Raw genomic sequence first — 19,181 nt, 5'->3', positions numbered from 1 at the left:
GCGCGGCGCATGGGGATAGCGACGCTCGACTTCCGCCCAGCGCGCAGCGATGAATGGATGCGCCAGCAGTTCGTCCAGATCGAGGAAGCCCGCGCGCAGGCCGTCGTCGATGTCGTGATTGTCGTAGGCGATGTCATCGGACAGGGCCGCCACTTGCGCTTCGAGCGAGGCGTAGGTTCCCAGTTCGAGACCATAGGCCGCGTCGAGTTCGGCCAGCGCCCAGTTCGGCTCTGAAACCGGGCCGTTGTGCTTGGCCAGCCCCTCCAGCGTCTCCCAGGTCAGGTTCAGCCCGTCATGCTCGCAATAAGGGCTCTCGATCCGCATCAGCGTGCGCAGGCAATTGGCATTGTGATCGAACCCCCCTGCCTTGTGCAGCGCGGCGTCGAGCGCTTCCTCTCCGGCGTGGCCGAAAGGCGGATGGCCGATATCGTGGGCCAAGGCGAGCGCTTCGGTGAGATCCTCGTCCAGCCGCAGGATCCGGGCGATCACGCGGGCGACTTGCGCCACTTCCAGGCTGTGCGTCAGGCGCACCCGGTAGTGATCGCCATCGGGCGCGATGAACACCTGGGTCTTGTAGCGCAACCGGCGGAAAGCGATCGAGTGCACGATGCGATCCCGATCGCGCTGGTACGGGCTGCGCTGGCCGCGCGGCAGACCGGTGTCCATGGGGAACTCCCGGCCGCGCGAACGGGCCGGATCGGAAGCGTAGGGTGCAAGTGTCAAGCTGAACTCTTTTCCGGAAAGCAGGCTTGCTCTCGGCGCCCTACTAGGACGCAAGTCCCGTCTTGCACAAGGCCGCCGAAGTGGTTGCCACGACAATGACCTCGCTATCATCCACCGCCTTAACGGCCCTGACCCAGGCGCCGAGGGTCTTCTTGTCGCCCTCCAGCTTCTGTAGCCTGATCAGTTGCGGCAAACTGAGCCGCTTGACCATGCGGCGTGACATGCAGGTTGCCACCCGATCCGACATTCCAGCCTCGACAAGCGCCGAGCGCACGCGCCAGCCGACATAGAGGTGAGCGCCGAAAACGAGCGTGACGAGAAGGACGGCGAGCAACAGGACTCGCTTGAGATTGCGCAACATGGCGGGCCCTATAGAGCCGTTGAATCAGTCCGCCAGCGCTTTCACGATATCCTCGACCATCTTCTTCGCATCGGCGAGGAGCATCATGGTCTGGTCCATGTAGAACACTTCGTTATCGACCCCGGCATAGCCCTGTCCGCCCATCGATCGCTTGATGAAGAAGATGGTCTTGGCCTTCTCCACGTCGAAAACCGGCATGCCGTAGATGGGAGAGCTTTTGTCGGTCTTTGCGGCCGGGTTCACCACGTCGTTGGCGCCGATGATGAAGGCGACGTCGCACTGGGCGAATTCGCCGTTGATGTCCTCCAGTTCGAACACCTCGTCGTAAGGCACGTTCGCTTCGGCCAGCAGTACGTTCATGTGCCCGGGCATGCGCCCCGCGACCGGGTGGATCGCATATTTCACGCCGACGCCGTGGGCCTTCAACTGGTCCCCCATCTCGCGCAGGACGTGCTGGGCCTGGGCCACCGCCATGCCGTAGCCGGGGATGATGATGACGTTCTCAGCTTCCTTCATAAGGAAAGCCGCATCTTCGGCCGAGCCGCGCTTCCAGGGTCGATCCACCGCGGAGGCATTGCCGGTGCCTGCCTCCGCCCCAAAGCCGCCGGCGATCACCGAGATGAAGCTGCGGTTCATCGCCCTGCACATGATGTAGCTGAGGATCGCGCCGGACGAGCCGACCAGTGCCCCCGTTATGATCATCGCGGTATTGTGCAGCGTGAAGCCCATCGCAGCCGCCGCCCAGCCCGAATAGGAATTGAGCATCGAGACGACCACCGGCATGTCGGCGCCGCCGATCGGGATGATCAGCAGGAAGCCGATGGCGAAGCTGAGCAGCACGATCGCCCAGAACAGCGCCGGCGTATTCCAGTGGAACAGGCCGACGAGCACGACGATCGCCAGCAGCGCGGCGAGATTGATGACATGGCGCGCGGGAAGCAGGATGGGGGCGCCGCTCATGTTGCCGTTGAGCTTGGCGAAGGCGATCACCGAACCCGAGAAGGTGACGGCGCCGATGGCCACGCCCAGCCCCATCTCGATCCGGCTGCCCCTGAGGATATCGAGCCCATCGGGTGCCAGGATGCCGAACGCGGCCGGATTGTAATAGGCGGCGATGCCCACCAGCACCGCTGCCAGCCCGACCAGCGAATGGAACGCCGCGACGAGCTGCGGCATCGCCGTCATCTGGATCCGCCGCGCTATCACGAAGCCGATGCCGCCGCCCAGCGCAATGGCGACGAGGATTTCCGGCAGGCTGGCGATCTCGTGCGTGACCAGCGTGGTCGCCACGGCGATGCCCATGCCGATCATGCCATAGCGGTTGCCGACGCGGCTGGTCGCAGGCGAGGAAAGCCCGCGCAAGGCGAGGATGAAGCAGATGCCTGCAACGAGATATGCGGCAGCGATCCACGGGTTCGAGCCATGTGCCTCCATCAGGATCTGCCCCCGCTGCGCCTGTCCCCGCTCCGCTTGTCCCCGGCGGACCCTTTATCCTTCTTGCGGTACATCGCCAGCATCCGCTGGGTAACCGCGAAGCCGCCGAAGATGTTGACGCTGGCGAGCACCACGGCACCCAAACCCAGCCACTTGGCCAGCGGCGAGCCTTGCGCCGCGCTGGCCACCAGCGCGCCCACGACGATCACCGACGAGATTGCATTGGTAACCGCCATCAGCGGAGTGTGCAGCGCGGGCGTGACCGACCAGACGACATAGTAGCCCACGAAACAGGCCAGCACGAAGATCGACAGGATCGAAATGAAGTCCATTAAGCCCCCTCTCCTGTTAAACGCCCCCCGTTGAGCGTCCCTGTTCAGCCGAGCAGCCTGGGGTGAACCACCCTGCCGCCCTGGGTCAGCCGGATCGCCGCGCCTATCTCGTCGTCGAGGATCGGCTTGCCCTGCTCCTTGTCCCAGAACGCCGAGACGAAGTTGAACAGATTGCGCGCGAACAGGGCCGAGGCTTCGGCGGGAAGGTGCGCCGGCGTATTGGAAAAGCCGGCGATCTTCACGCCGTGCCGCTCCACCACTTCATCGGCCACACCGCCTTCGACATTGCCGCCCTGCGGTGCGGCGAGGTCGAAGATGACGCTGCCGGGTTTCATCGTGGCGATCTGCGCGTCCGATATCAGGCGCGGCGCCGCGCGCCCCGGTATCAGGGCCGTGGTTATGACGATGTCCTGGCGGGCGAGATGGGCGGATACCAGTTCGGCTTGCGCCCGCCGATATTCCTCGCTCATTTCCCCCGCGTAACCGCCCGCCCCTTCGCCTTCGATACCGCGCACGTTCTCCACGAAGATCGGCTTGGCCCCAAGCGACTGGATCTGCTCCCTGGTCGCGGAGCGAACGTCGGTGGCGGAAACTTGCGCGCCCAGCCTGCGGGCCGTGGCGATAGCCTGAAGGCCCGCAACGCCAACGCCCATCACGAAGGCCTTGGCCGCGCTCACCGTTCCGGCCGCCGTCATCATCATCGGAAAGGCCCGGCCATAAAGGTTGGCCGCCACCAGCACGGCCTTGTACCCCGAGAGGTTCGACTGCGATGAGAGGATATCCATGGACTGCGCCCGCGTGATCCGCGGCATCAGCTCCATGGCCAGCGCCTCCAGCCCGGCGGCAGCATAGGCCCCCACCCTTGAAGGCTGGGCGAAAGGGTCCATCGCGGCGACCACCCAGGCTCCCGAAGCGGCGCCATCGAGCAGCGCCGGATCGGGCGCCTGTATGCCCAGGACGATGTTCGCCCCGTCCAGCACCTGAGCAAGGGGAGAGACTGCGGCCCCGGCCGCGAGATAATCCGCGTCAGCGATGCTTGCGTGAAGGCCCGCCCCTGCCTCTACCGCGACGGACGCGCCCAGGCCGATCAGCTTCCTGACCGTTTCGGGCGTTGCCGAAACGCGCGTCTCACCGGATGCGCGTTCCCGGAGGACCGCGATCCGGGTGGCTGAGCCCATGCCCTTGGGGCCCGGCTACTGAGCGATCAGGCCGACGACGAAGGCTACGATAAGGATGACGATGCCGGTGCTCCAGGCCGTCGCCTTGACGAAGCCGTTGTAGGTTTCGGTAGCGGCCTTGATGTCATTGCCTGAAGCCATGAACCGGAATCCTCTTCGATTATTGCCTTTAGATAAGGGATATTTAGCGGTGACTCGCGCCGCGCTCAAGTGATAAGCGGTGACAAACCAGCCAAGCCTTAATCCCGTCTTTACCCATTTCTTCTAGGGCGGGAGGCTACAACCAGGAGGCGACACGGGCGGGCGACATTATGGCGGAACAGGAACCACGCCTCCTCATGCTCATCGACGATGAGCCGGCGCAGAGCCGCCTCGTTTCCGCGCTGGCTGCCCGCGAGGGCTGGCGCACGGTGATCGCGCGCGATTCCGAAACCGCCATAGCCACTCTGGGCACGCGGCAGGGGATGCAGCTTTCCGCGATCATCCTCGACCAGTGGGTTCCCGGAGACGATGCCTGCGCGCTCATTGCCGAGCTGAAATCGCGCCGTCCCGCCTTGCCGATCCTCATGCTTACGGCCAGCACTTCGCCGCTGCTGGCGGTGGAAGCGATGCGTGCCGGCGCTACCGACTATCTCGTCAAGCCGGTGGCGCCAGACCGGCTGATGCACGCCTTGCGTTCGGCCACCACCCGCGAGGCCCCGCGCGATGAACTCGCGCCGCTGACCGAGAAGATGCCTTCCAATCCCGACTTCGAGTCGATGATCGGAGCGGCACCCAATTTCCGCAAGGCCCTGGCGGTCGCCGCCAAGGCTGCACGCGGTCACGGCCCCGTCCTGATCGAGGGCGAGACGGGTACCGGCAAGGAAATGCTGATCCGGGCGATGCACGCGGCAAGTCCTCGTGCGAAATCACCCCTGCGGATCGTCAACATCGGCGGATTGCCGGCCAATTCGATCGAGTCGGCCTTGTTCGGCCACGAGAAAGGCGCTTTCCCCGGCGCCTTCGACCGGCAGGTCGGCGCGCTTCAGCATTGCGACGGCGCCACCCTGGCGCTCGACGAGATCGATCGGCTGCCGCTTTCCGTGCAGGAACGCCTGCTCGAATCCATCCGCAAAAGCGACGTGCGCCCCATCGGCGCGCGCCATTCCTTCCGCATCGATGCCCGGCTGATCGCCGCCAGCAACCTGCCCTTGCAGGATCTCGTCGATGAGGGGCATTTCCTGCCCGAACTGCTCGACGCGCTTTCGCCGACCAAGGTCAGCCTGCCGCCGCTGCGCGAACGCACCGGAGACATACCCGCCCTCGCCCGCTTCTTCCTCGCCCGGATCGGCGAACAGCCGGGGCTGCGCGAACTGGGCATCACCGACGGCGCGCTCTCGCTGCTCGCCGCCTACGACTGGCCGGGCAGCGTCCGCCAGCTTCAGGCCGTGCTGTTCCGCGCCGCCGTGTTCTGCGACGGCGACGCGCTCACTTCGGAAGATTTTCCGCAGCTCCTGAACATCCTGGGCAGCGGCCCCGCGTCAGTTGCGGGCAATCCGATGCAGGAGAGTTCGGGGGTCATGCTCTATACGCCGGATGGCAATTTGCGCCCGCTCGATGAGATCGAGGCCGATGTCATCCGTTTGGCCATCGGCCTCTATCGCGGGCGCATGACCGAAGTGGCAAGGCGCCTGGGGATCGGTCGATCCACGCTCTATCGCAAGCTGGGCGAACTCGGGATCGACAACGCGGCCTGAACACCGCTGCGCGCACGGCGAAGTGCCGGCGCGCCATTGACGCACCGGCACTTAACGGCCTGATGGAGCCTTCGTTCAGAGGTTTTCGAAATAGACCTGCGGCACGCGGTAGCCGCGCTTGCTCATGTACTTCACGTACTTGCCGCGCTCCTGGTGCAGTTCGCTGGCATATTCCTCATAGGCGTCGCGCTGATCCTCGATATCGGATGCCTTGCGCAGATCGGTCGCCAGTTCCTTGCGGGTTTCGTTCACATTGATGCGGTAATCGTACCACTTGCTATTGGTGACACCGCCGATCGGGGCCCTGATAACCAGCGATTCTTCCTGCTGCGCCACCCTCTTCTCGTACATCATCGGCTGCACGGCCAGGGCGACGGCCGGAACAGCCAGCGCCGGGATGGCGGCAAGGGCCAGAAGGGCGGTGCGGGGCTTGTTGGTCTGCTTCACGGGATGGTTCCCTTTCGCTTGACGACGCAGGCCCGATTGCCTGCGTTTGGGAGTGCAACGAGCGTAGATCGACTTTTCCTCCCGCTATCGAGACGAACGGAGCCGCCGCCGGGACGTCAGGAGGCTTGCGTTCACCGGTGCACACGGATCGGTACCGCGGTTCATGCGCCCGCAAGGCGCGGTTCATCCAAGGTCCAGTTTTGTCGCGGAAATCCTGATCGGCGATGCTGCCTCTTCGCGCTTCGCATCTTGCAAACAAGTCATCCGGCGATCCGCGAACTCCCCATCCGTTCCCGCGTTGAAGCCGCAGCGAGGAGACGAAAATGATGGATTTCAAGGACAAGGCGGGAATCGTGACGGGCGCGGCCTCGGGTATCGGGGCTGCGGTGGCGCGGGAAATCGTCGGTCAGGGTGGCCGCGTCGTGATCGCGGACTTCGACGAGGAAGCGGCGCGCGCGCTTTCGCAGGAGCTTGGCGCCGAAAAGACGGCCGTGTTCCGGCTCGACGTGGCCGATCCGGTGGCCAACGAAGCATTGGTGGCCTTTACGCTGGGTACGTTCGACCGGCTGGACTTCGCAGTGAACAATGCCGGGATCGGCGCGCCCTCCATGAAACTAGCGGATATTCCGCTCGATTCATGGTCGCGCGTGATCGACGTGGATCTCAACAGCGTGTTCTACGCCATGAAGTACCAGATCCCCGCCATGGTCGAGCGTGGCGGCGGCGCCATCGTCAATATGGCCTCTATCCTCGGCGCGGTCGGCTGGGCGGGCTCTGCGGCCTACGTCACTTCCAAACATGCCCTGCTGGGCATGACCAAGGTTGCAGCCCTCGATTATGCGGATGCCGGAGTACGCATCAATGCGGTCGGCCCCGGCTTCGTCTCCACACCGGCTCTCGAAAAGACCATGACCTCACAGGAAATGGCGGGCCTTGCGGGCAAGCATGCCTTGAACCGCCTCGCCCGGCCCGAGGAGATCGCGATGGTCACCAGCTTCCTGCTGTCCGAGCGAGCCTCCTTCGTGACCGGCACTTATTATCCGGTCGATGGCGGCTATCTGGCGATCTGACGCTTAGGGCTGAATCCCCACACACCCTAGGGCATTTGCGCGAAGTCGGTGAGAGCGGCATCGCGCAGCCCCCTCCAGACCCGCGCCGCCTGCACGGTTTCCGCAACATCGTGGACGCGGATGATGTGCGAGCCGGCATCCATCGCCTTGAGCGCCAGCGTCACCGAACCACCCAATCGCTGATGCGCGGGCGCCTCGTTGGACAGGGCACCGATCATCCGCTTGCGGCTGGCGCCCACGAACAGCGGATGGCCAAGCCCATGGAAAATCGCGAGGCCGTTCATGAGCTGGAGGTTCTCACCAAGCGTCTTGCCGAAGCCGATGCCGGGATCGAGCAGGATATTCTCGGGAGCCACGCCCGCTGCCACGGCCTTGTCCCTGCAGGCACGCAGCCAGTCGAACACATCCAGCACGACATCATCGTAGCTGTGGTTCGAATGCAAGTCTTCCGCATCGCCGGGCGCGTGCATCAGCACCACCGGCGCCCCCGAGGCCGCCGCGAATTCCAGGCTGCGCGGATCGTGGCGCAGGGCGGAGACATCGTTGATGATGTGCGCCCCGGCCCGCAGCGTCGCCTCCATGACCGCCGGGCGGCGGGTATCGACGCTGATCGCCGCACCCATCGCGGCCAGGCGTTCGACCATGGGCACAACCCGCTTGAGTTCGTCCCCCTCCCAAACCGCCGCAGCGCCGGGGCGCGTGGATTCGCCGCCGATGTCGATCATCGCGGCGCCCGCTTCCAGCATGGCGGCGGCGTGATCGGACGCTACATGCGCGTCGTCAAGGAACTTGCCGCCGTCGGAGAAGCTGTCGGGCGTGATGTTGAGGATGCCGGCGATCTGCGGCTGTTCGAGCCGGATCGTTCGGGCCCCGCACCGAAGCGGCGCATGAACCTTGCGCAAGTTGGACCACTGGAGTTCCGCCTCTGCTCCGAGGTCGGCGGAAAGTGTCGCCAATGCCTCGGCGGCATCCTCCGCACCGAAGCGTCGGCGCGAGAGAACCCTGCCGTTCTCCCGCACGATCAACGCGAAGCGGCTGGCCCAGACCATGGAGCCGCCAAGGCGAACGGCTTCCCCCTCTTCGCTCTGGGGGCTGTCGGCAAGGGCGATCGGACGGATGTAGACAGTGCGGGTCATGAGGCCCCCATAGCCGCCGCGCTCGCCGGGCAGAACTGATTTCGCAGGGCGGCGCGATTGCCTTTGGCTAAACACTCAGCAGCAAAGGCCCAACGTTATAACAACACATCGTCACCCTGAACTCGTTTCAGGGTCCATTTCGCAGCTTGCGCCGCTGCGTGAGCAGCAAACCTAGCAATCGGCGTTCAAGCCGGAACCACCAAGCTCTCGGCAGGATGGATCCTGAAACGAGTTCAGGGTGACCATGGCGCAAACGAACCCGGATTGCCGCGCCTGCCACAGGAGCAGGCGCGATGCAGCCTCAAGGCTCCGTGGCGAGAATGTAGAGCTGGCGGATGGCATCGATAGGCTTGACCTTGCCTTCGTGCTCCAGGTGCCAGAACGTCCAACCGTTGCACGACGGCGCGCCTTGCAGTTCCTTGCCCAGGCCGTGGATCGAGCCGTTCTCGCTGCCGCAGACCAGCGAGCCGTCCGCGCGGACGATCGCTTCGAAGCGGCCCTTCTTGTCGGTGAGCTTGGTGCCGGGCTTGATCCAGCCGGTTTCGATCAGCGTGCCGAAGGCGACCTTGGGCGCGGTGCGCTTCGACTGCATGGTCTTGAGCGCGCGCTCGTCGAGCGGCAGCGCCATCTCGATACGTTCCAGCGCGGCTTCGCGATAGTCGCCCTCGCGCTCGCAGCCGATCCACTCGCGGCCGAGGCGCTTGGCGACGGCGCCGGTGGTGCCGGTGCCGAAGAACGGATCGAGCACCACGTCGCCCGCATTGGTCGTTGCCAGCATCACGCGGTAGAGCAGCGATTCCGGCTTCTGCGTCGGGTGAACCTTGCGGCCGCCCTTCTTCAGGCGCTCGGCGCCGTTGCAGATCGGCAGCACCCAGTCCGAACGCATCTGAAGCTCGTCGTTCAGCGTCTTCATCGCGCGGTAGTTGAAGGTGTACTTCGACTTTTCGCCCATCGAGGCCCAGATCAGCGTCTCATGCGCGTTGGTGAAACGGGTTCCCTTGAAGTTCGGCATCGGGTTGGCCTTGCGCCAGATGATGTCGTTGAGAATCCAGAACCCCATGTCCTGCATGATCGCGCCGAGGCGGAAGATATTGTGGTACGAACCGATCACCCACAGCGAGCCGTCCGGCTTGAGCACGCGGCGCGCTTCGGTCAGCCAGTCGCGGGTGAACTGGTCGTAGGACGCGAAGCTGGAGAACTTGTCCCAATCGTTGGTGACGGCATCGACATGGCTGCCGTCGGGACGGGAAAGGTCACCGCCGAGCTGGAGGTTGTACGGCGGATCGGCGAAGACCATGTCGACGCTGGCGTCGGGGATGGAACGCATCGCCTCGATGCAGTCGCCCGGAATGATCTGGCCCAGCGGCAGAAGTTCCTTCGGCGTGGCCGCCGGCGCGACTGCGCGGATCTTCTGCTTGACGAGTATCTGGCCCATGTTTGCTCCGGGAAATTGAACTGTGGATTGACGCCCTAGTGAGTCTTTCCGGACTCAGCGTCAACCCGCGACTCGTTGGATTCCCTAGTGATTCAGGTGTTCAGCAAACAGAACAAAACGAATCCGACACAAGATGTCGAGTCATGATCGACCGAATGGACTCAAGATATGGGGGTTGTGGCCGCCGGGACTCATGCCAAAAAATATGCGCGGGCCCGCACTTTCGCGCTTATCCGCCGACCCCCGCGAGGGTCGGGAAAAACGCCCGCTGCAAGCGGATGAATCTTCTTCGAGCGACAACGCCCGCCGAAGGTTCAGAGTCCAGCCAGACCGCAGTCGATGCCGGTCATCTGCACGCTGACTTCCCATAGCCGGCGCGCCGCCTCGGCATCGCGGGCAGAAGCCTTGCGCCGGGCGATGCCCGAAGGTCCGGACATGCCGAAGAAACGCTGCGGACCGTAGTATTGGCCCGGTTCCGCAGCAGGATCGGTTGCAGCCTGGAGCGTGGGCCAAGCCCCTTGTTCCGCCGTGTTCAGCACCACGCCCGCAATCGGAAACAGCAGCCGGAAGCCCAGCGAATGGCGCCCGAGTTCGGTTGACGCGATCCCCGGATGGCAAGCGATCGCGCTTACCGGCGATCCGGCGGCACGCAGGCGCCGGTCGAGTTCCAGCAGATGGAGCAAGTTCGCCAGCTTGCTGTCGCCATAGCGCTGCCGGGCGGAGTAGCTGCGGCGCGCATCGAGATCATCCCAGTCGATCCGGCCTCGCATATGGGCAAGGCTGGCCGTGATCACGACCCGCGCGCCGTGCACTTCCGATAGCTTGGGCAGCAGCAGTCCCGTCAGCGCGAAAGGCGCAAGATGGTTCACGCCGAACTGCAATTCATGCCCCTGCACCGTGCGCTCCAGCGGAGGCACCATGAGGCCGGCATTGTTCACCAGCACGTCGAGCCGGGGCTCGTCCCGCGCGACCTGCTCGGCGCATTCCCGCACGCTGAACAGGTCCGCCTGGTCGAGCGGCACGAAGGCGAGGTTGGCGCCGGGCACTTCCATGCGGATGTGCTCCATGGCGAGGCGCGCCTTCTCCTCGTTGCGGCAGGCCATCAGCACGCGGGCGCCGTGGGCCGCCAGCACGCGCGTCGTTTCGTAGCCGATGCCGGTATTGGCGCCGGTGACGAGGAAGCACTTGCCCCCCTGCCCGGTTACGGATGCCGCAGTGAAGCCCTTCACAATGCCATCTCCAGTTGCGCCACGGGTGAGAAGCTGCGGCGATGGTGCGGTGTGGGTCCATGCAGGCGCAGCGCTTCCAGATGCTGCGCGGTGCCGTAGCCGGCGTTGCGCTCCCACCCATAGTGCGGATGCACTTCGGCCAGGCCCCTCATCAGTCGGTCACGATGTTCCTTGGCGATGATCGAGGCGGCGGAGATGCAAGGTTCCAGCGCGTCCCCGCCGACGATCGCGCGGGCCTGCCAGCGCCAGTCCGCCGTGCGCCCCATCGGCGTCAGGTTCCCGTCGATCAGAACCTCGTGCGGTTCCTCGCCCAGTGTCACGCAAAGCGCCGCAACCGCGCGGGTCATCGCCAGCATGGTCGCCCCGAAGATGTTGAGGCGATCGATCTCATCCACGTCCACCACGCCCACCGCCCATCGGCAGCGCCGCTTGATCGTGGTTTCCAGCTCTGCCCTGCGCTTGCCCGAGAGCTTCTTGGAATCGTCGAGCCCGGACGGCCGGGGCTTGCACAGCACGACCGCGCCCGCCACAACCGGCCCGGCCAATGGCCCTCGTCCTGCCTCGTCGACACCGATGACGAGACGGTTCGTTAGAGGGAGGCCAGTTTCCTTCAGGGGTGCGACCGACATGACCAAGCCGACTATCTCCAGATCGTTCCTTGCGGCGGTATCGCCCGTCGCCTTCGTCCTTGCAAGCTGCGGTGCGGCGGCCACCGGGGACAAGGCCTCGGCCGCATCCTCAGGCGATGCGCCGTTCAAGGTGGAACAGGCGGCCAGCTTCGACGAGCCCTGGGCCATGGCGATCGACAAGGCCACCGGAACGATGATCGTCACCGAGAAGAAGGGCACGATCAAGCTGCGCCTGGCGGACGGCACTCCCGGCACCGTCTCGGGCGCGCCCAAGGTCGCTTACGGCGGCCAGGGCGGCCTGGGCGACGTGATCTTCGCGCCCGACCAGAAAGGCGCCACGCTCGACGGCCGGGTGATCTACCTCAGCTGGGCGGAACCGGGAGAGAGAGACACGCGCGGCGCGGCAGTCGGCAAGGGCACCCTCTCCTGCCCGCAGCCCACGGCTTGCGCGATCCAGGGGCTCTCGGTGATCTGGCGGCAGGTGCCCAAGGTGACCGGGCAAGGCCATTACTCCCACCGCCTCGCCTTCTCGCCGGACGGCAGGTACCTCTTCGTCGCCTCGGGAGATCGGCAGAAGTTCACCCCGGCACAGGATCTCGGCGGCAATCTGGGCAAGGTCGTGCGCCTCCTGCCGGACGGCACACCCGCGCCCGGCAATCCCTATGCCGACAAGCCCGCGCCGACCAACCAGATCTGGTCCTACGGCCACCGCAATATACTCGGCCTCGCCTTCGATGACCGGGGCCGGCTCTGGGATCTTGAGCACGGACCGGCGGGCGGCGACGAACTGAACCTGGTGGCGCCGGGCAAGAACTATGGTTGGCCGCTGGTTTCGGACGGCGATCACTACGACGGCAAGCCGATCCCGCGCCACGCCACCCGCCCTGACCTTGCCGCCCCCGCGATAAGCTGGAACCCGGTGATCGCGCCGGGAGACTTCATCTTCTATTCCGGCGCGCTGTTCCCCCAGTGGAAGGGCCAGGCACTGATCGCATCGCTCACCCTGCCCGGCGTCGTCCGCGTCAGGATCGACGGTGAAAAGGCGATCGAGGAAGCCCGCTACCCGCTCGACAACCGCATCCGCGAGATCGAACAAGGCGGCGACGGCACGATCTGGCTGCTGGAAGACGGCAAGGACGGCGGTGCGGGACGGCTGCTGAAGCTGACACCGAAAACCTAAGTCGGGAAGCCGTAAGGCACGCGACCTCCAACCCCGTCATGCTGAACTTGTTTCAGCATCCATCGCGCCGATAGGGCCTCTGCCTGTGCCGAGAAATGGATGCTGAAACGAGTTCAGCATGACGGGTGAAAATAGCGAAACCTAACCGCCGGCCGACCAGCCTGTCGCCATGACGGCACCGGGACCGCGCGCGAATTGAATCGACAAATGCGCGCGTCGCACCTATCGGCGCGCGCCATGTCCGAAGCTGCCACACTCATCCCGCTCGACAATGTCGATCCCGTTCTCGTCGAGACCCTCCTCGACAGCGCTTTCGAGCCGGAGCGACACAAGCGCACCGCTTACAAGGTGCGCGCAGGGGTGGACTGGCTGCCCGGCCTCAGCTTCGCGGCGCTCGATGCGGACGAGATGCTGGTCGGTACGATCCAGTGCTGGCCGGTCGCGCTCACCGACCCGGACAGCCGCGCCCATCCGATGATCATGGTCGGCCCGGTCGCCGTCATGCCCGGACATCAGGGCCAGGGTTATGGCCAGGCGCTGATGTCGGCGGCGATGGCCGGTATCGATTCGCGCGCGCCGCTGCCGCAAGTGATGGTCGGCGATCCTGAATATTATGGCCGCTTCTGGGGCTACAGCAACGAGTGCACGCAAGGCTGGAGCCTCCCCGGCCCGTTCGAGCGCCACCGCCTGCTGGTGCGCTGCGAGAATCCCGCCGTGCTCCCGCGCGAGGGCATGCTGGGACCGTGGCTCCGGCAATGAAGAGTGACCGCTGGGCCTTGGCGCGCGGCCCCCTATCTGGCATCGGGAACCCATGCCTTATGAACCGCCGCCCGAACTGAACGCCCTCTCGCTCGGCCAGGTGGCAGAGCTGGTCGCGGCACGAAAGCTGCCGCCGGTTTCCCAATGGTCGCCGCAGCACATCGGCGAAAGCGAGATGGTCATCCGCGCCGACGGCCGCTGGTTCCATCAGGGCGGGGAGATTCGCCGTCCCGCCATGGTCCGCGCTTTCGCCTCGCTGCTGCTGCGAGACGGCGAAGGCGCACATTGGCTCGTCACCCCGGTCGAGAAGCTGGCGATCGCGGTCGAGGACGCGGCTTTCATCGCCGTCGACGTGCGACGCGACGGCGACGCGCTGGTGTTCCGGCTCAACACCGACGATCTGGTCATCGCCGGGCCGGACCATCCGATCCGCAGCGAGGGCGATCCCGAGACGCCCGCGATCTATCTGGGTGTCCGCAACGGCGCCGAAGCGCGCCTGAACCGCAGCACCTATGGTCAGCTCGTGGAGATCGCACTGGCCAGCGGCGAGGATCTGACGGTCTCCAGCCAGGGCACGACCTTCGGACTGGTCCCTGCATGAGCAGCCTGTTCGACGATGTTTCCCGACGTTTCGAAGCCGGACTGAAGGCTTCGCCGGGCGAACTCTGGATCGACCCGCGCATTCACGCGATAGAGACGTTCAAGCCCGCCGCCGTCCTCATCACCCTCACCGAGCGGCCGCGCCCGGGCATGCTGCTGCTGCACCGGCCTTCGACGATGCGCGCCCACCCCGGCCAGATCGCCTTTCCTGGTGGCCGCCTCGACCCCGACGAAACCGCGATCGAAGGCGCCCTGCGCGAAGCCGAGGAAGAACTGGGTATCCGTCCCCGCGACGTGCAGGTGATCGGCACCGGCGACCGTTACCGTACAGGTAGCGGCTACGAGATCACCCCGGTCATCGGCGTGATCCCGCCCGACCTGCCGATCATCCCGAACCCCGCCGAGGTCGCGCAATGGTTCGAAGCCCCGGCCGAATTCGTGCTCGATCCGGCCAACCAGAAAACGAAATGGATCGAAGCCGAGGGCGAACGCCACGCCTTCGTCGAGATCACTTGGTCCGATCATCGGATCTGGGGGGTTACCGGCGCGATCCTTCACAACCTTGCCCACAGGCTGAACTGGAATGACTGAGACACTGACCGCCGACTGGATGGCCCGCGAAGACCTTGCCGCGCTGGTGACCGCACTGGGTCACGACAACGCGCGCTACGTGGGCGGCGCCGTGCGCGACACCCTGCTCGGCCAGCCGGTGAAGGACATCGACATGGCCACGTCGCTGCTGCCCGAAGAGGTGATGCAGCGCCTGTGGAACGCCGATATCCGCCACGTCCCCACCGGAATCGAGCACGGCACCGTCACCGCCGTACTGCCGGGCGGCCCGGTCGAAATCACCACCCTGCGCCACGACGTTTCCACCGATGGCCGCCGCGCCACCGTGGCCTTCGCCACCGATTGGCGCGAGGATGCCGCGCGGCGCGATTTCACCATCAACGCGCTCTACGCCGATCCTGTGACGGGTGAGATCTTCGACTGGTTCGGCGGCCTTGCGGATCTGGCCTCGCGCCGCGTCCGCTTCATCGGCGATGCCTGCCAGCGCATCCGCGAAGACCACTTGCGCATCTTGCGCTACTTCCGCTTCCAGGCCCGCTTCGGTTCGGTCCCCGCGGACGCCGAGGCGGAAAGCGCCTGCTCCGAACTCGCGCCGACATTGAAGGGCCTGTCGCGCGAACGGGTGGGCATGGAGATGATGAACCTGCTTGGCCTGCCCGATCCAGCAGCGACCGTCGCACGCATGGCCGAACTCGGCGTGCTGGCCGTGATCCTGCCCGAGGCCCGGCCCGAAGCCCTGGCGGCGCTCGTCGCGGCGGAACGGGCGCAGGGCGTGGAGCCCGATGCGATCCGCCGCCTCGCCGCGCTCCTGCCCGCGCAAGTGCCGCTGGCCGAGCAGGTCGCCTCGCGCTTCCGCCTGTCGGGCGCGCAGAAGAAGCGCCTCGCCGCCGCCGCCGGCCGCTCCGAGGACGCCGGAGATGCACGCGTGCTGGCCTACCGCATGGGCATCGAAGGCGCGCTCGACCGCGTGCTGATCGCCGGGGCCGATGCCGCGCCGCTGACGGGCTGGCAGGTTCCGGCATTTCCGCTCAAGGGCGGGCAGATCGTCGCGCGCGGGGTGGGCGCCGGGCCGGAAGTCGCGCGGCTGCTGCGCCGGGTGGAAGATCGCTGGATTGCCGAAGGCTTCCCCGACGAGGCCCGCGTCTCGGCTCTGCTCGATGCGGAACTGGCAGGCCAGACTCCATGAATCTGCGCGTCACCAGGCCGTGATCCTGTCAGCATTCCGACAGGATGTTCCTGTTATGGGCCGGTGATGGACTTTCCCGAACTCCTGTCTTTCCTGGCGAGCCAGCCGCTGCTGGCATTGGCCCTGGCGGCGATTTTCGTCACCGTTCTGGGCGGATTGCTGCGCGGTCCGCTGCCCTTTTTCGGCGGCTTCATTCGCGGAATCGGCAATCTCGGCCTCGTCGCGGCACTGCTGCTGACGGTCGCGCAGGCGACCCGCCTCACCAGCGGCATGGACTTCGCCCTCCCCGGCGTCGAACTGCCGGAACTGGGCCTCTCGCGCCAGAGCGTGAGCGGCGGCGAGACTCGCGTACCGATGAAGCCCGACGGGCACTTCTGGGTCCGTGCCACGATCAACGGCGTGGAAGGCGATTTCCTTGTCGATACCGGCGCGACCCTCACCGCCATCTCGCCGCGAATGGCCAACGCCGCCGAAGTCCGCGCCCAGCCGCTGCGCCAGAATATCGCCATGCGGACGGCCAACGGTACGGTGGCGGCGCAGCTGGGCACGGTGGACGAACTGCGCTTCGGCAGCGTCGTTGCGCGTCAGCTCGACGTGGTGGTGGCGCCGGGCCTGGAGGACCAGAACGTCATCGGCATGAACCTGCTCTCGCGGCTGGCAAGCTGGCGAGTGGAGGGGCGGACGCTGATCTTGGTGCCGCACTTTCCGCAACCGGCGAAGTAGGGCAGAAATACGCAGAAATACGTCGTCCCGGACTTGATCCGGGACCGCTGGCCTAGCCACGCCCAACCCTCGGCCAGACGCTGTTCTGCAAGGTTGCGCCTAAAGGTTTGCCAGCGGTCCCGGATCAAGTCCGGGACGACGATCTAATCACATCACCCTTGAAACTTGTTGTCCCTCGGGAACCCGACCGGCGGCAGGCGGCCTGCCGCGCCGCGCGCGACCTTCCACATGACCATGTCCTTCTCGGTGCGGGTGCGGCCGCTATCGCCGCCCATCGTCCAGGACAGACCGTCCTCCAGCTTGAGCGTGATGATGTCGGACAGCCCGCCGTCGCGGTAGCGCTGGAGCGTGACGCCCTGGCCCTTGGCCATGACCGGCAGTTCCTCGAGGCTGAAGATCACCAGCTTGCGGTTGTCTCCGACCACGGCGACGTGATCGTGCTCCACCGGGATCTCTCTCACGAAGGCCAGATGCACTCCCTGCTTGGTGGACATCACCGCACGCCCCTTGCGGGTTTCGGCCAGAAGTTCGTCCGCCTCCGCCGCGAAGCCGCGTCCGACGTTCGAAGCCAGCAACAACTGCGCCTTGGGCTTGTAGGGCAGCGCCGACACGACATGCGCTTCCGCGTCGATATCGACCATGGTGCGGATCGGCTCGCCGAAGCCGCGCGCGCCGGGCAGCTTGTCTGCGCCGAGGGTGTAGAAGCGTCCGTTGTCCACCGCGATCAGGATCTTGTCGGTGGTCTGCGCGTGGAACGCGAAAGCGGGGCCGTCGCCTTCCTTGAACTTGAAGTCGCCGTCTAGCGCCACATGCCCCCTGGCCGCGCGAATCCAGCCGCGCTGAGAGAGGATAACCGTCACCGGCTCCTTCTCGATCATCGCATCCATCGAGAATTCGACCGTCGGCGTCGCCTGCGCGATCGTGGTGCGGCGGCGGCCGAGTTCGGTATCCTCGGCATAGTCCTTGCGCAGATTGGTGAGATCGCGCTTCAGCCGCGTGCGCTGCCGCGCCGGGCTTTCCAGCAGCTTGTTGAGGTCGTCCTGCTCCTTGAGCAAGTCCGCGTGCTCCTTGCGCAGCTCCATCTCCTCAAGCTTGCGCAAGCTGCGCAGGCGCATGTTGAGGATCGCTTCGGCCTGGCGGTCGGTCAGTTCGAACTCGGCCATCATCACCGGCTTGGGCTCATCCTCAGTGCGGATGATCTCGATGATCCGGTCGAGGTTGAGATAGGCAATGATGTAGCCCGCGACCAGTTCCAGCCGCGAGGCGATCTTGTCCAGCCGGTGCCGGGTGCGGCGCAGCAGGATGTCGATCTGGCTGTAGACCCATTCGGACAGCAGCAGCTTGAGACCCAGGACGCCCGGCGTGCGGTGCGAATCCAGCACGTTGAGGTTTAGCGAGAAGCGGCTCTCCAGGTCGGTCAGCCGGTAGAGGCTTTCCTTCAGCAGTTCCGGATCGACGTTGCGGCTCTTCGGTACGAAGACGATGCGAATCTGCTCGTCGCTCTCGTCGCGGATGTCTTCGAGAATGGGCAGCTTGCGATCGGCGATGAGCTGCGCGACCTGCTCGATCAGCTTGCCCTTGGCCAGCATATAGGGGATCTCGGAAATGACCAGCTGCCACTGGCCGCTGCCGAGTTTCTCGACGCCGGTTTCCTCCCAGTTGCCCGCCGCATCCTTGCCGCAGGAGAAACGTCCCCGCACGCGGAAGGCGCCCTTGCCGGTCGCGTAGGCGTGGCTGATCGCCTCGGGGCTGTCCACCACCATGCCGCCGGTCGCGAAGTCCGGGCCGTGGAAGACCTGCATGAGCTGGTCGTGTTCGGCATGGGGATTGTCGATCAGCATCATCGTGGCGTCGATGATCTCGGCAACGTTGTGGCTGGGGATCGAGGTTGCCATGCCCACGGCGATGCCGGTGGAACCGTTGGCCAGCAGGTTCGGGAACATGCCGGGGAAGATTTCCGGCTCGCTTTCCTCACCGTTGTAGGTGGGGACGAAATCGACCGTGCCTTCGTCCAGCCCTGCCATGAGATGGATGGCTGTGCGCGTCAGGCGCGCTTCGGTGTAGCGATAGGCGGCCGCGTTATCGCCGTCGATATTGCCGAAGTTGCCCTGCCCCTGCACGAGCGGGTAGCGCAGCGAGAAATCCTGGGCCAAACGGACCATGGCATCGTAGACCGAGGCGTCGCCATGGGGGTGATACTTGCCGATCACGTCACCCACGACACGGGCCGACTTCTTGTAGGCGCTAGCCGGATCGAGCTTCAACTGCCGCATCGCCCAAAGCAGGCGACGATGCACCGGCTTCAGCCCGTCACGCAGATCCGGCAGCGAACGCGCTGTAATCGTTGACAGGGCATAGACGAGATAGCGCTCTGACAGCGCGGCATCGAAGGGCGCATCGACGATGGCGTCGAACGGATCGGAATCTTCGTCGGTCGTGGTCACCATGACCAA

20 protein-coding genes are annotated in these 19,181 nt (G+C 65.5%); 8 read left to right on the top strand and 12 right to left on the bottom strand.

Translation table 11 applies throughout. The features are described 5' to 3' along the window. From dgt to ACI3K3_RS14825, 6 genes are all read right to left on the bottom strand, one after another. A partial coding sequence (dgt, locus tag ACI3K3_RS14850) for a dGTP triphosphohydrolase (RefSeq protein ID WP_404914961.1) occupies positions 1–723 on the bottom strand: 723 nt, incomplete at its 3' end. 43 nt (positions 724–766) lie between these two features. Next, positions 767–1,084 carry a hypothetical protein gene (locus tag ACI3K3_RS14845; RefSeq protein WP_404914959.1) on the bottom strand — a complete coding sequence of 106 codons (318 nt, stop codon included), beginning with the start codon at positions 1,082–1,084 and terminating at the stop codon, positions 767–769. Between the two features lie 24 nt (positions 1,085–1,108). Continuing rightward, on the bottom strand, positions 1,109–2,518 hold the full coding sequence (locus ACI3K3_RS14840) for an NAD(P)(+) transhydrogenase (Re/Si-specific) subunit beta (RefSeq protein ID WP_404914957.1): 1,410 nt from the start codon (positions 2,516–2,518) through the stop codon (positions 1,109–1,111). Beyond that, positions 2,518–2,850 (bottom strand): NAD(P) transhydrogenase subunit alpha, encoded by a 333-nt coding sequence (locus ACI3K3_RS14835; RefSeq protein ID WP_404914955.1) that lies wholly within the window; start codon positions 2,848–2,850, stop codon positions 2,518–2,520. Before ACI3K3_RS14835 ends, ACI3K3_RS14840 begins: the two co-directional genes overlap by 1 nt. Before the next feature lie 44 nt (positions 2,851–2,894). Then, positions 2,895–4,028 (bottom strand): NAD(P) transhydrogenase subunit alpha, encoded by a 1,134-nt coding sequence (locus tag ACI3K3_RS14830; protein ID WP_404914953.1) that lies wholly within the window; start codon positions 4,026–4,028, stop codon positions 2,895–2,897. Between the two features lie 15 nt (positions 4,029–4,043). Continuing rightward, positions 4,044–4,169, bottom strand: coding sequence for an aa3-type cytochrome c oxidase subunit IV (locus tag ACI3K3_RS14825; protein WP_404914951.1), 126 nt, complete (start codon positions 4,167–4,169; stop codon positions 4,044–4,046). Between the two features lie 170 nt (positions 4,170–4,339). Between ACI3K3_RS14825 and ACI3K3_RS14820 the strand changes: the two genes are divergently transcribed. Continuing rightward, positions 4,340–5,764, top strand: coding sequence for a sigma-54 dependent transcriptional regulator (locus ACI3K3_RS14820; protein ID WP_313441931.1), 1,425 nt, complete (start codon positions 4,340–4,342; stop codon positions 5,762–5,764). Between the two features lie 75 nt (positions 5,765–5,839). On the opposite strand, the gene ACI3K3_RS14815 is transcribed toward ACI3K3_RS14820, so the two are convergent. Beyond that, positions 5,840–6,211: a hypothetical protein gene (locus ACI3K3_RS14815; RefSeq protein ID WP_404914949.1), complete on the bottom strand. Its 372-nt coding sequence runs from the start codon at positions 6,209–6,211 to the stop codon at positions 5,840–5,842. A 323-nt stretch (positions 6,212–6,534) separates the two neighbouring features. Between ACI3K3_RS14815 and ACI3K3_RS14810 the strand changes: the two genes are divergently transcribed. Continuing rightward, positions 6,535–7,281 (top strand): SDR family NAD(P)-dependent oxidoreductase, encoded by a 747-nt coding sequence (locus tag ACI3K3_RS14810; protein ID WP_404914947.1) that lies wholly within the window; start codon positions 6,535–6,537, stop codon positions 7,279–7,281. A gap of 26 nt (positions 7,282–7,307) precedes the next feature. Here ACI3K3_RS14810 and folP read toward each other — a convergent pair whose 3' ends face one another. The 4 genes from folP to ACI3K3_RS14790 all read right to left on the bottom strand — a co-directional run bounded on the left by folP (position 7,308) and on the right by ACI3K3_RS14790 (position 11,710). Continuing rightward, entirely contained in the window at positions 7,308–8,417 is a 1,110-nt protein-coding gene (folP, locus tag ACI3K3_RS14805; protein WP_404914945.1) for a dihydropteroate synthase, read from the bottom strand. Between the two features lie 301 nt (positions 8,418–8,718). Beyond that, positions 8,719–9,852 (bottom strand): site-specific DNA-methyltransferase, encoded by a 1,134-nt coding sequence (locus tag ACI3K3_RS14800; protein ID WP_404914943.1) that lies wholly within the window; start codon positions 9,850–9,852, stop codon positions 8,719–8,721. Positions 9,853–10,166: 314 nt separating this feature from the next. Next, positions 10,167–11,081 (bottom strand): oxidoreductase, encoded by a 915-nt coding sequence (locus ACI3K3_RS14795; RefSeq protein WP_404914941.1) that lies wholly within the window; start codon positions 11,079–11,081, stop codon positions 10,167–10,169. Then, complete coding sequence (locus ACI3K3_RS14790) at positions 11,078–11,710, bottom strand: ribonuclease HII (protein WP_404914939.1); 633 nt, start codon at positions 11,708–11,710, stop codon at positions 11,078–11,080. Before ACI3K3_RS14790 ends, ACI3K3_RS14795 begins: the two co-directional genes overlap by 4 nt. Between ACI3K3_RS14790 and ACI3K3_RS14785 the strand changes: the two genes are divergently transcribed. The 6 genes from ACI3K3_RS14785 to ACI3K3_RS14760 all read left to right on the top strand — a co-directional run bounded on the left by ACI3K3_RS14785 (position 11,709) and on the right by ACI3K3_RS14760 (position 16,728). Next, complete coding sequence (locus ACI3K3_RS14785) at positions 11,709–12,890, top strand: PQQ-dependent sugar dehydrogenase (protein ID WP_404914937.1); 1,182 nt, start codon at positions 11,709–11,711, stop codon at positions 12,888–12,890. The two genes, ACI3K3_RS14790 and ACI3K3_RS14785, sit on opposite strands and share 2 nt — an antisense overlap. Before the next feature lie 237 nt (positions 12,891–13,127). Further along, on the top strand, positions 13,128–13,649 hold the full coding sequence (locus ACI3K3_RS14780; RefSeq protein WP_404914935.1) for a GNAT family N-acetyltransferase: 522 nt from the start codon (positions 13,128–13,130) through the stop codon (positions 13,647–13,649). Positions 13,650–13,701: 52 nt separating this feature from the next. After that, positions 13,702–14,250 carry a DUF1285 domain-containing protein gene (locus tag ACI3K3_RS14775; protein WP_404914933.1) on the top strand — a complete coding sequence of 183 codons (549 nt, stop codon included), beginning with the start codon at positions 13,702–13,704 and terminating at the stop codon, positions 14,248–14,250. Next, positions 14,247–14,840, top strand: a complete 594-nt coding sequence (locus ACI3K3_RS14770) for a CoA pyrophosphatase (protein WP_404914931.1) — start codon at positions 14,247–14,249, stop codon at positions 14,838–14,840. The genes ACI3K3_RS14775 and ACI3K3_RS14770 overlap by 4 nt, the downstream gene beginning before the upstream one ends. Further along, entirely contained in the window at positions 14,833–16,005 is a 1,173-nt protein-coding gene (locus tag ACI3K3_RS14765; protein ID WP_404914929.1) for a CCA tRNA nucleotidyltransferase, read from the top strand. The genes ACI3K3_RS14770 and ACI3K3_RS14765 overlap by 8 nt, the downstream gene beginning before the upstream one ends. Positions 16,006–16,071: 66 nt before the next feature. Next, positions 16,072–16,728: a TIGR02281 family clan AA aspartic protease gene (locus tag ACI3K3_RS14760; protein ID WP_404914927.1), complete on the top strand. Its 657-nt coding sequence runs from the start codon at positions 16,072–16,074 to the stop codon at positions 16,726–16,728. Between the two features lie 152 nt (positions 16,729–16,880). Here the strand turns inward: ACI3K3_RS14760 and parC are convergent, their stop codons facing one another. Next, positions 16,881–19,175: a DNA topoisomerase IV subunit A gene (gene parC / locus ACI3K3_RS14755; RefSeq protein WP_404914925.1), complete on the bottom strand. Its 2,295-nt coding sequence runs from the start codon at positions 19,173–19,175 to the stop codon at positions 16,881–16,883. Between the last annotated feature and the right edge of the window lie 6 nt (positions 19,176–19,181).

Source organism: Novosphingobium sp. ZW T3_23 (assembly GCF_044987305.1).
GTDB lineage: Bacteria > Pseudomonadota > Alphaproteobacteria > Sphingomonadales > Sphingomonadaceae > Novosphingobium.
Note: the sequence above shows the minus strand (reverse complement) of the source record. Positions and strands in the feature narration are given on the sequence as shown.

Excerpts from the sequence above, each read along its gene's own strand:
- parC (WP_404914925.1), bottom strand. The coding sequence starts at position 19,175 with ATGGTGACCACGACCGACGAAGATTCCGATCCGTTCGACGCCATCGTC.
- ACI3K3_RS14785 (WP_404914937.1), top strand. The coding sequence starts at position 11,709 with ATGACCAAGCCGACTATCTCCAGATCGTTCCTTGCGGCGGTATCGCCC.
- ACI3K3_RS14830 (WP_404914953.1), bottom strand. The coding sequence starts at position 4,028 with ATGGGCTCAGCCACCCGGATCGCGGTCCTCCGGGAACGCGCATCCGGT.
- ACI3K3_RS14765 (WP_404914929.1), top strand. The coding sequence starts at position 14,833 with ATGACTGAGACACTGACCGCCGACTGGATGGCCCGCGAAGACCTTGCC.
- ACI3K3_RS14820 (WP_313441931.1), top strand. The coding sequence starts at position 4,340 with ATGGCGGAACAGGAACCACGCCTCCTCATGCTCATCGACGATGAGCCG.
- ACI3K3_RS14840 (WP_404914957.1), bottom strand. The coding sequence starts at position 2,518 with ATGGAGGCACATGGCTCGAACCCGTGGATCGCTGCCGCATATCTCGTT.
- ACI3K3_RS14790 (WP_404914939.1), bottom strand. The coding sequence starts at position 11,710 with ATGTCGGTCGCACCCCTGAAGGAAACTGGCCTCCCTCTAACGAACCGT.
- ACI3K3_RS14845 (WP_404914959.1), bottom strand. The coding sequence starts at position 1,084 with ATGTTGCGCAATCTCAAGCGAGTCCTGTTGCTCGCCGTCCTTCTCGTC.
- ACI3K3_RS14780 (WP_404914935.1), top strand. The coding sequence starts at position 13,128 with ATGTCCGAAGCTGCCACACTCATCCCGCTCGACAATGTCGATCCCGTT.
- folP (WP_404914945.1), bottom strand. The coding sequence starts at position 8,417 with ATGACCCGCACTGTCTACATCCGTCCGATCGCCCTTGCCGACAGCCCC.
- ACI3K3_RS14800 (WP_404914943.1), bottom strand. The coding sequence starts at position 9,852 with ATGGGCCAGATACTCGTCAAGCAGAAGATCCGCGCAGTCGCGCCGGCG.
- ACI3K3_RS14760 (WP_404914927.1), top strand. The coding sequence starts at position 16,072 with ATGGACTTTCCCGAACTCCTGTCTTTCCTGGCGAGCCAGCCGCTGCTG.
- ACI3K3_RS14810 (WP_404914947.1), top strand. The coding sequence starts at position 6,535 with ATGATGGATTTCAAGGACAAGGCGGGAATCGTGACGGGCGCGGCCTCG.
- ACI3K3_RS14770 (WP_404914931.1), top strand. The coding sequence starts at position 14,247 with ATGAGCAGCCTGTTCGACGATGTTTCCCGACGTTTCGAAGCCGGACTG.
- ACI3K3_RS14825 (WP_404914951.1), bottom strand. The coding sequence starts at position 4,169 with ATGGCTTCAGGCAATGACATCAAGGCCGCTACCGAAACCTACAACGGC.
- ACI3K3_RS14775 (WP_404914933.1), top strand. The coding sequence starts at position 13,702 with ATGCCTTATGAACCGCCGCCCGAACTGAACGCCCTCTCGCTCGGCCAG.
- ACI3K3_RS14835 (WP_404914955.1), bottom strand. The coding sequence starts at position 2,850 with ATGGACTTCATTTCGATCCTGTCGATCTTCGTGCTGGCCTGTTTCGTG.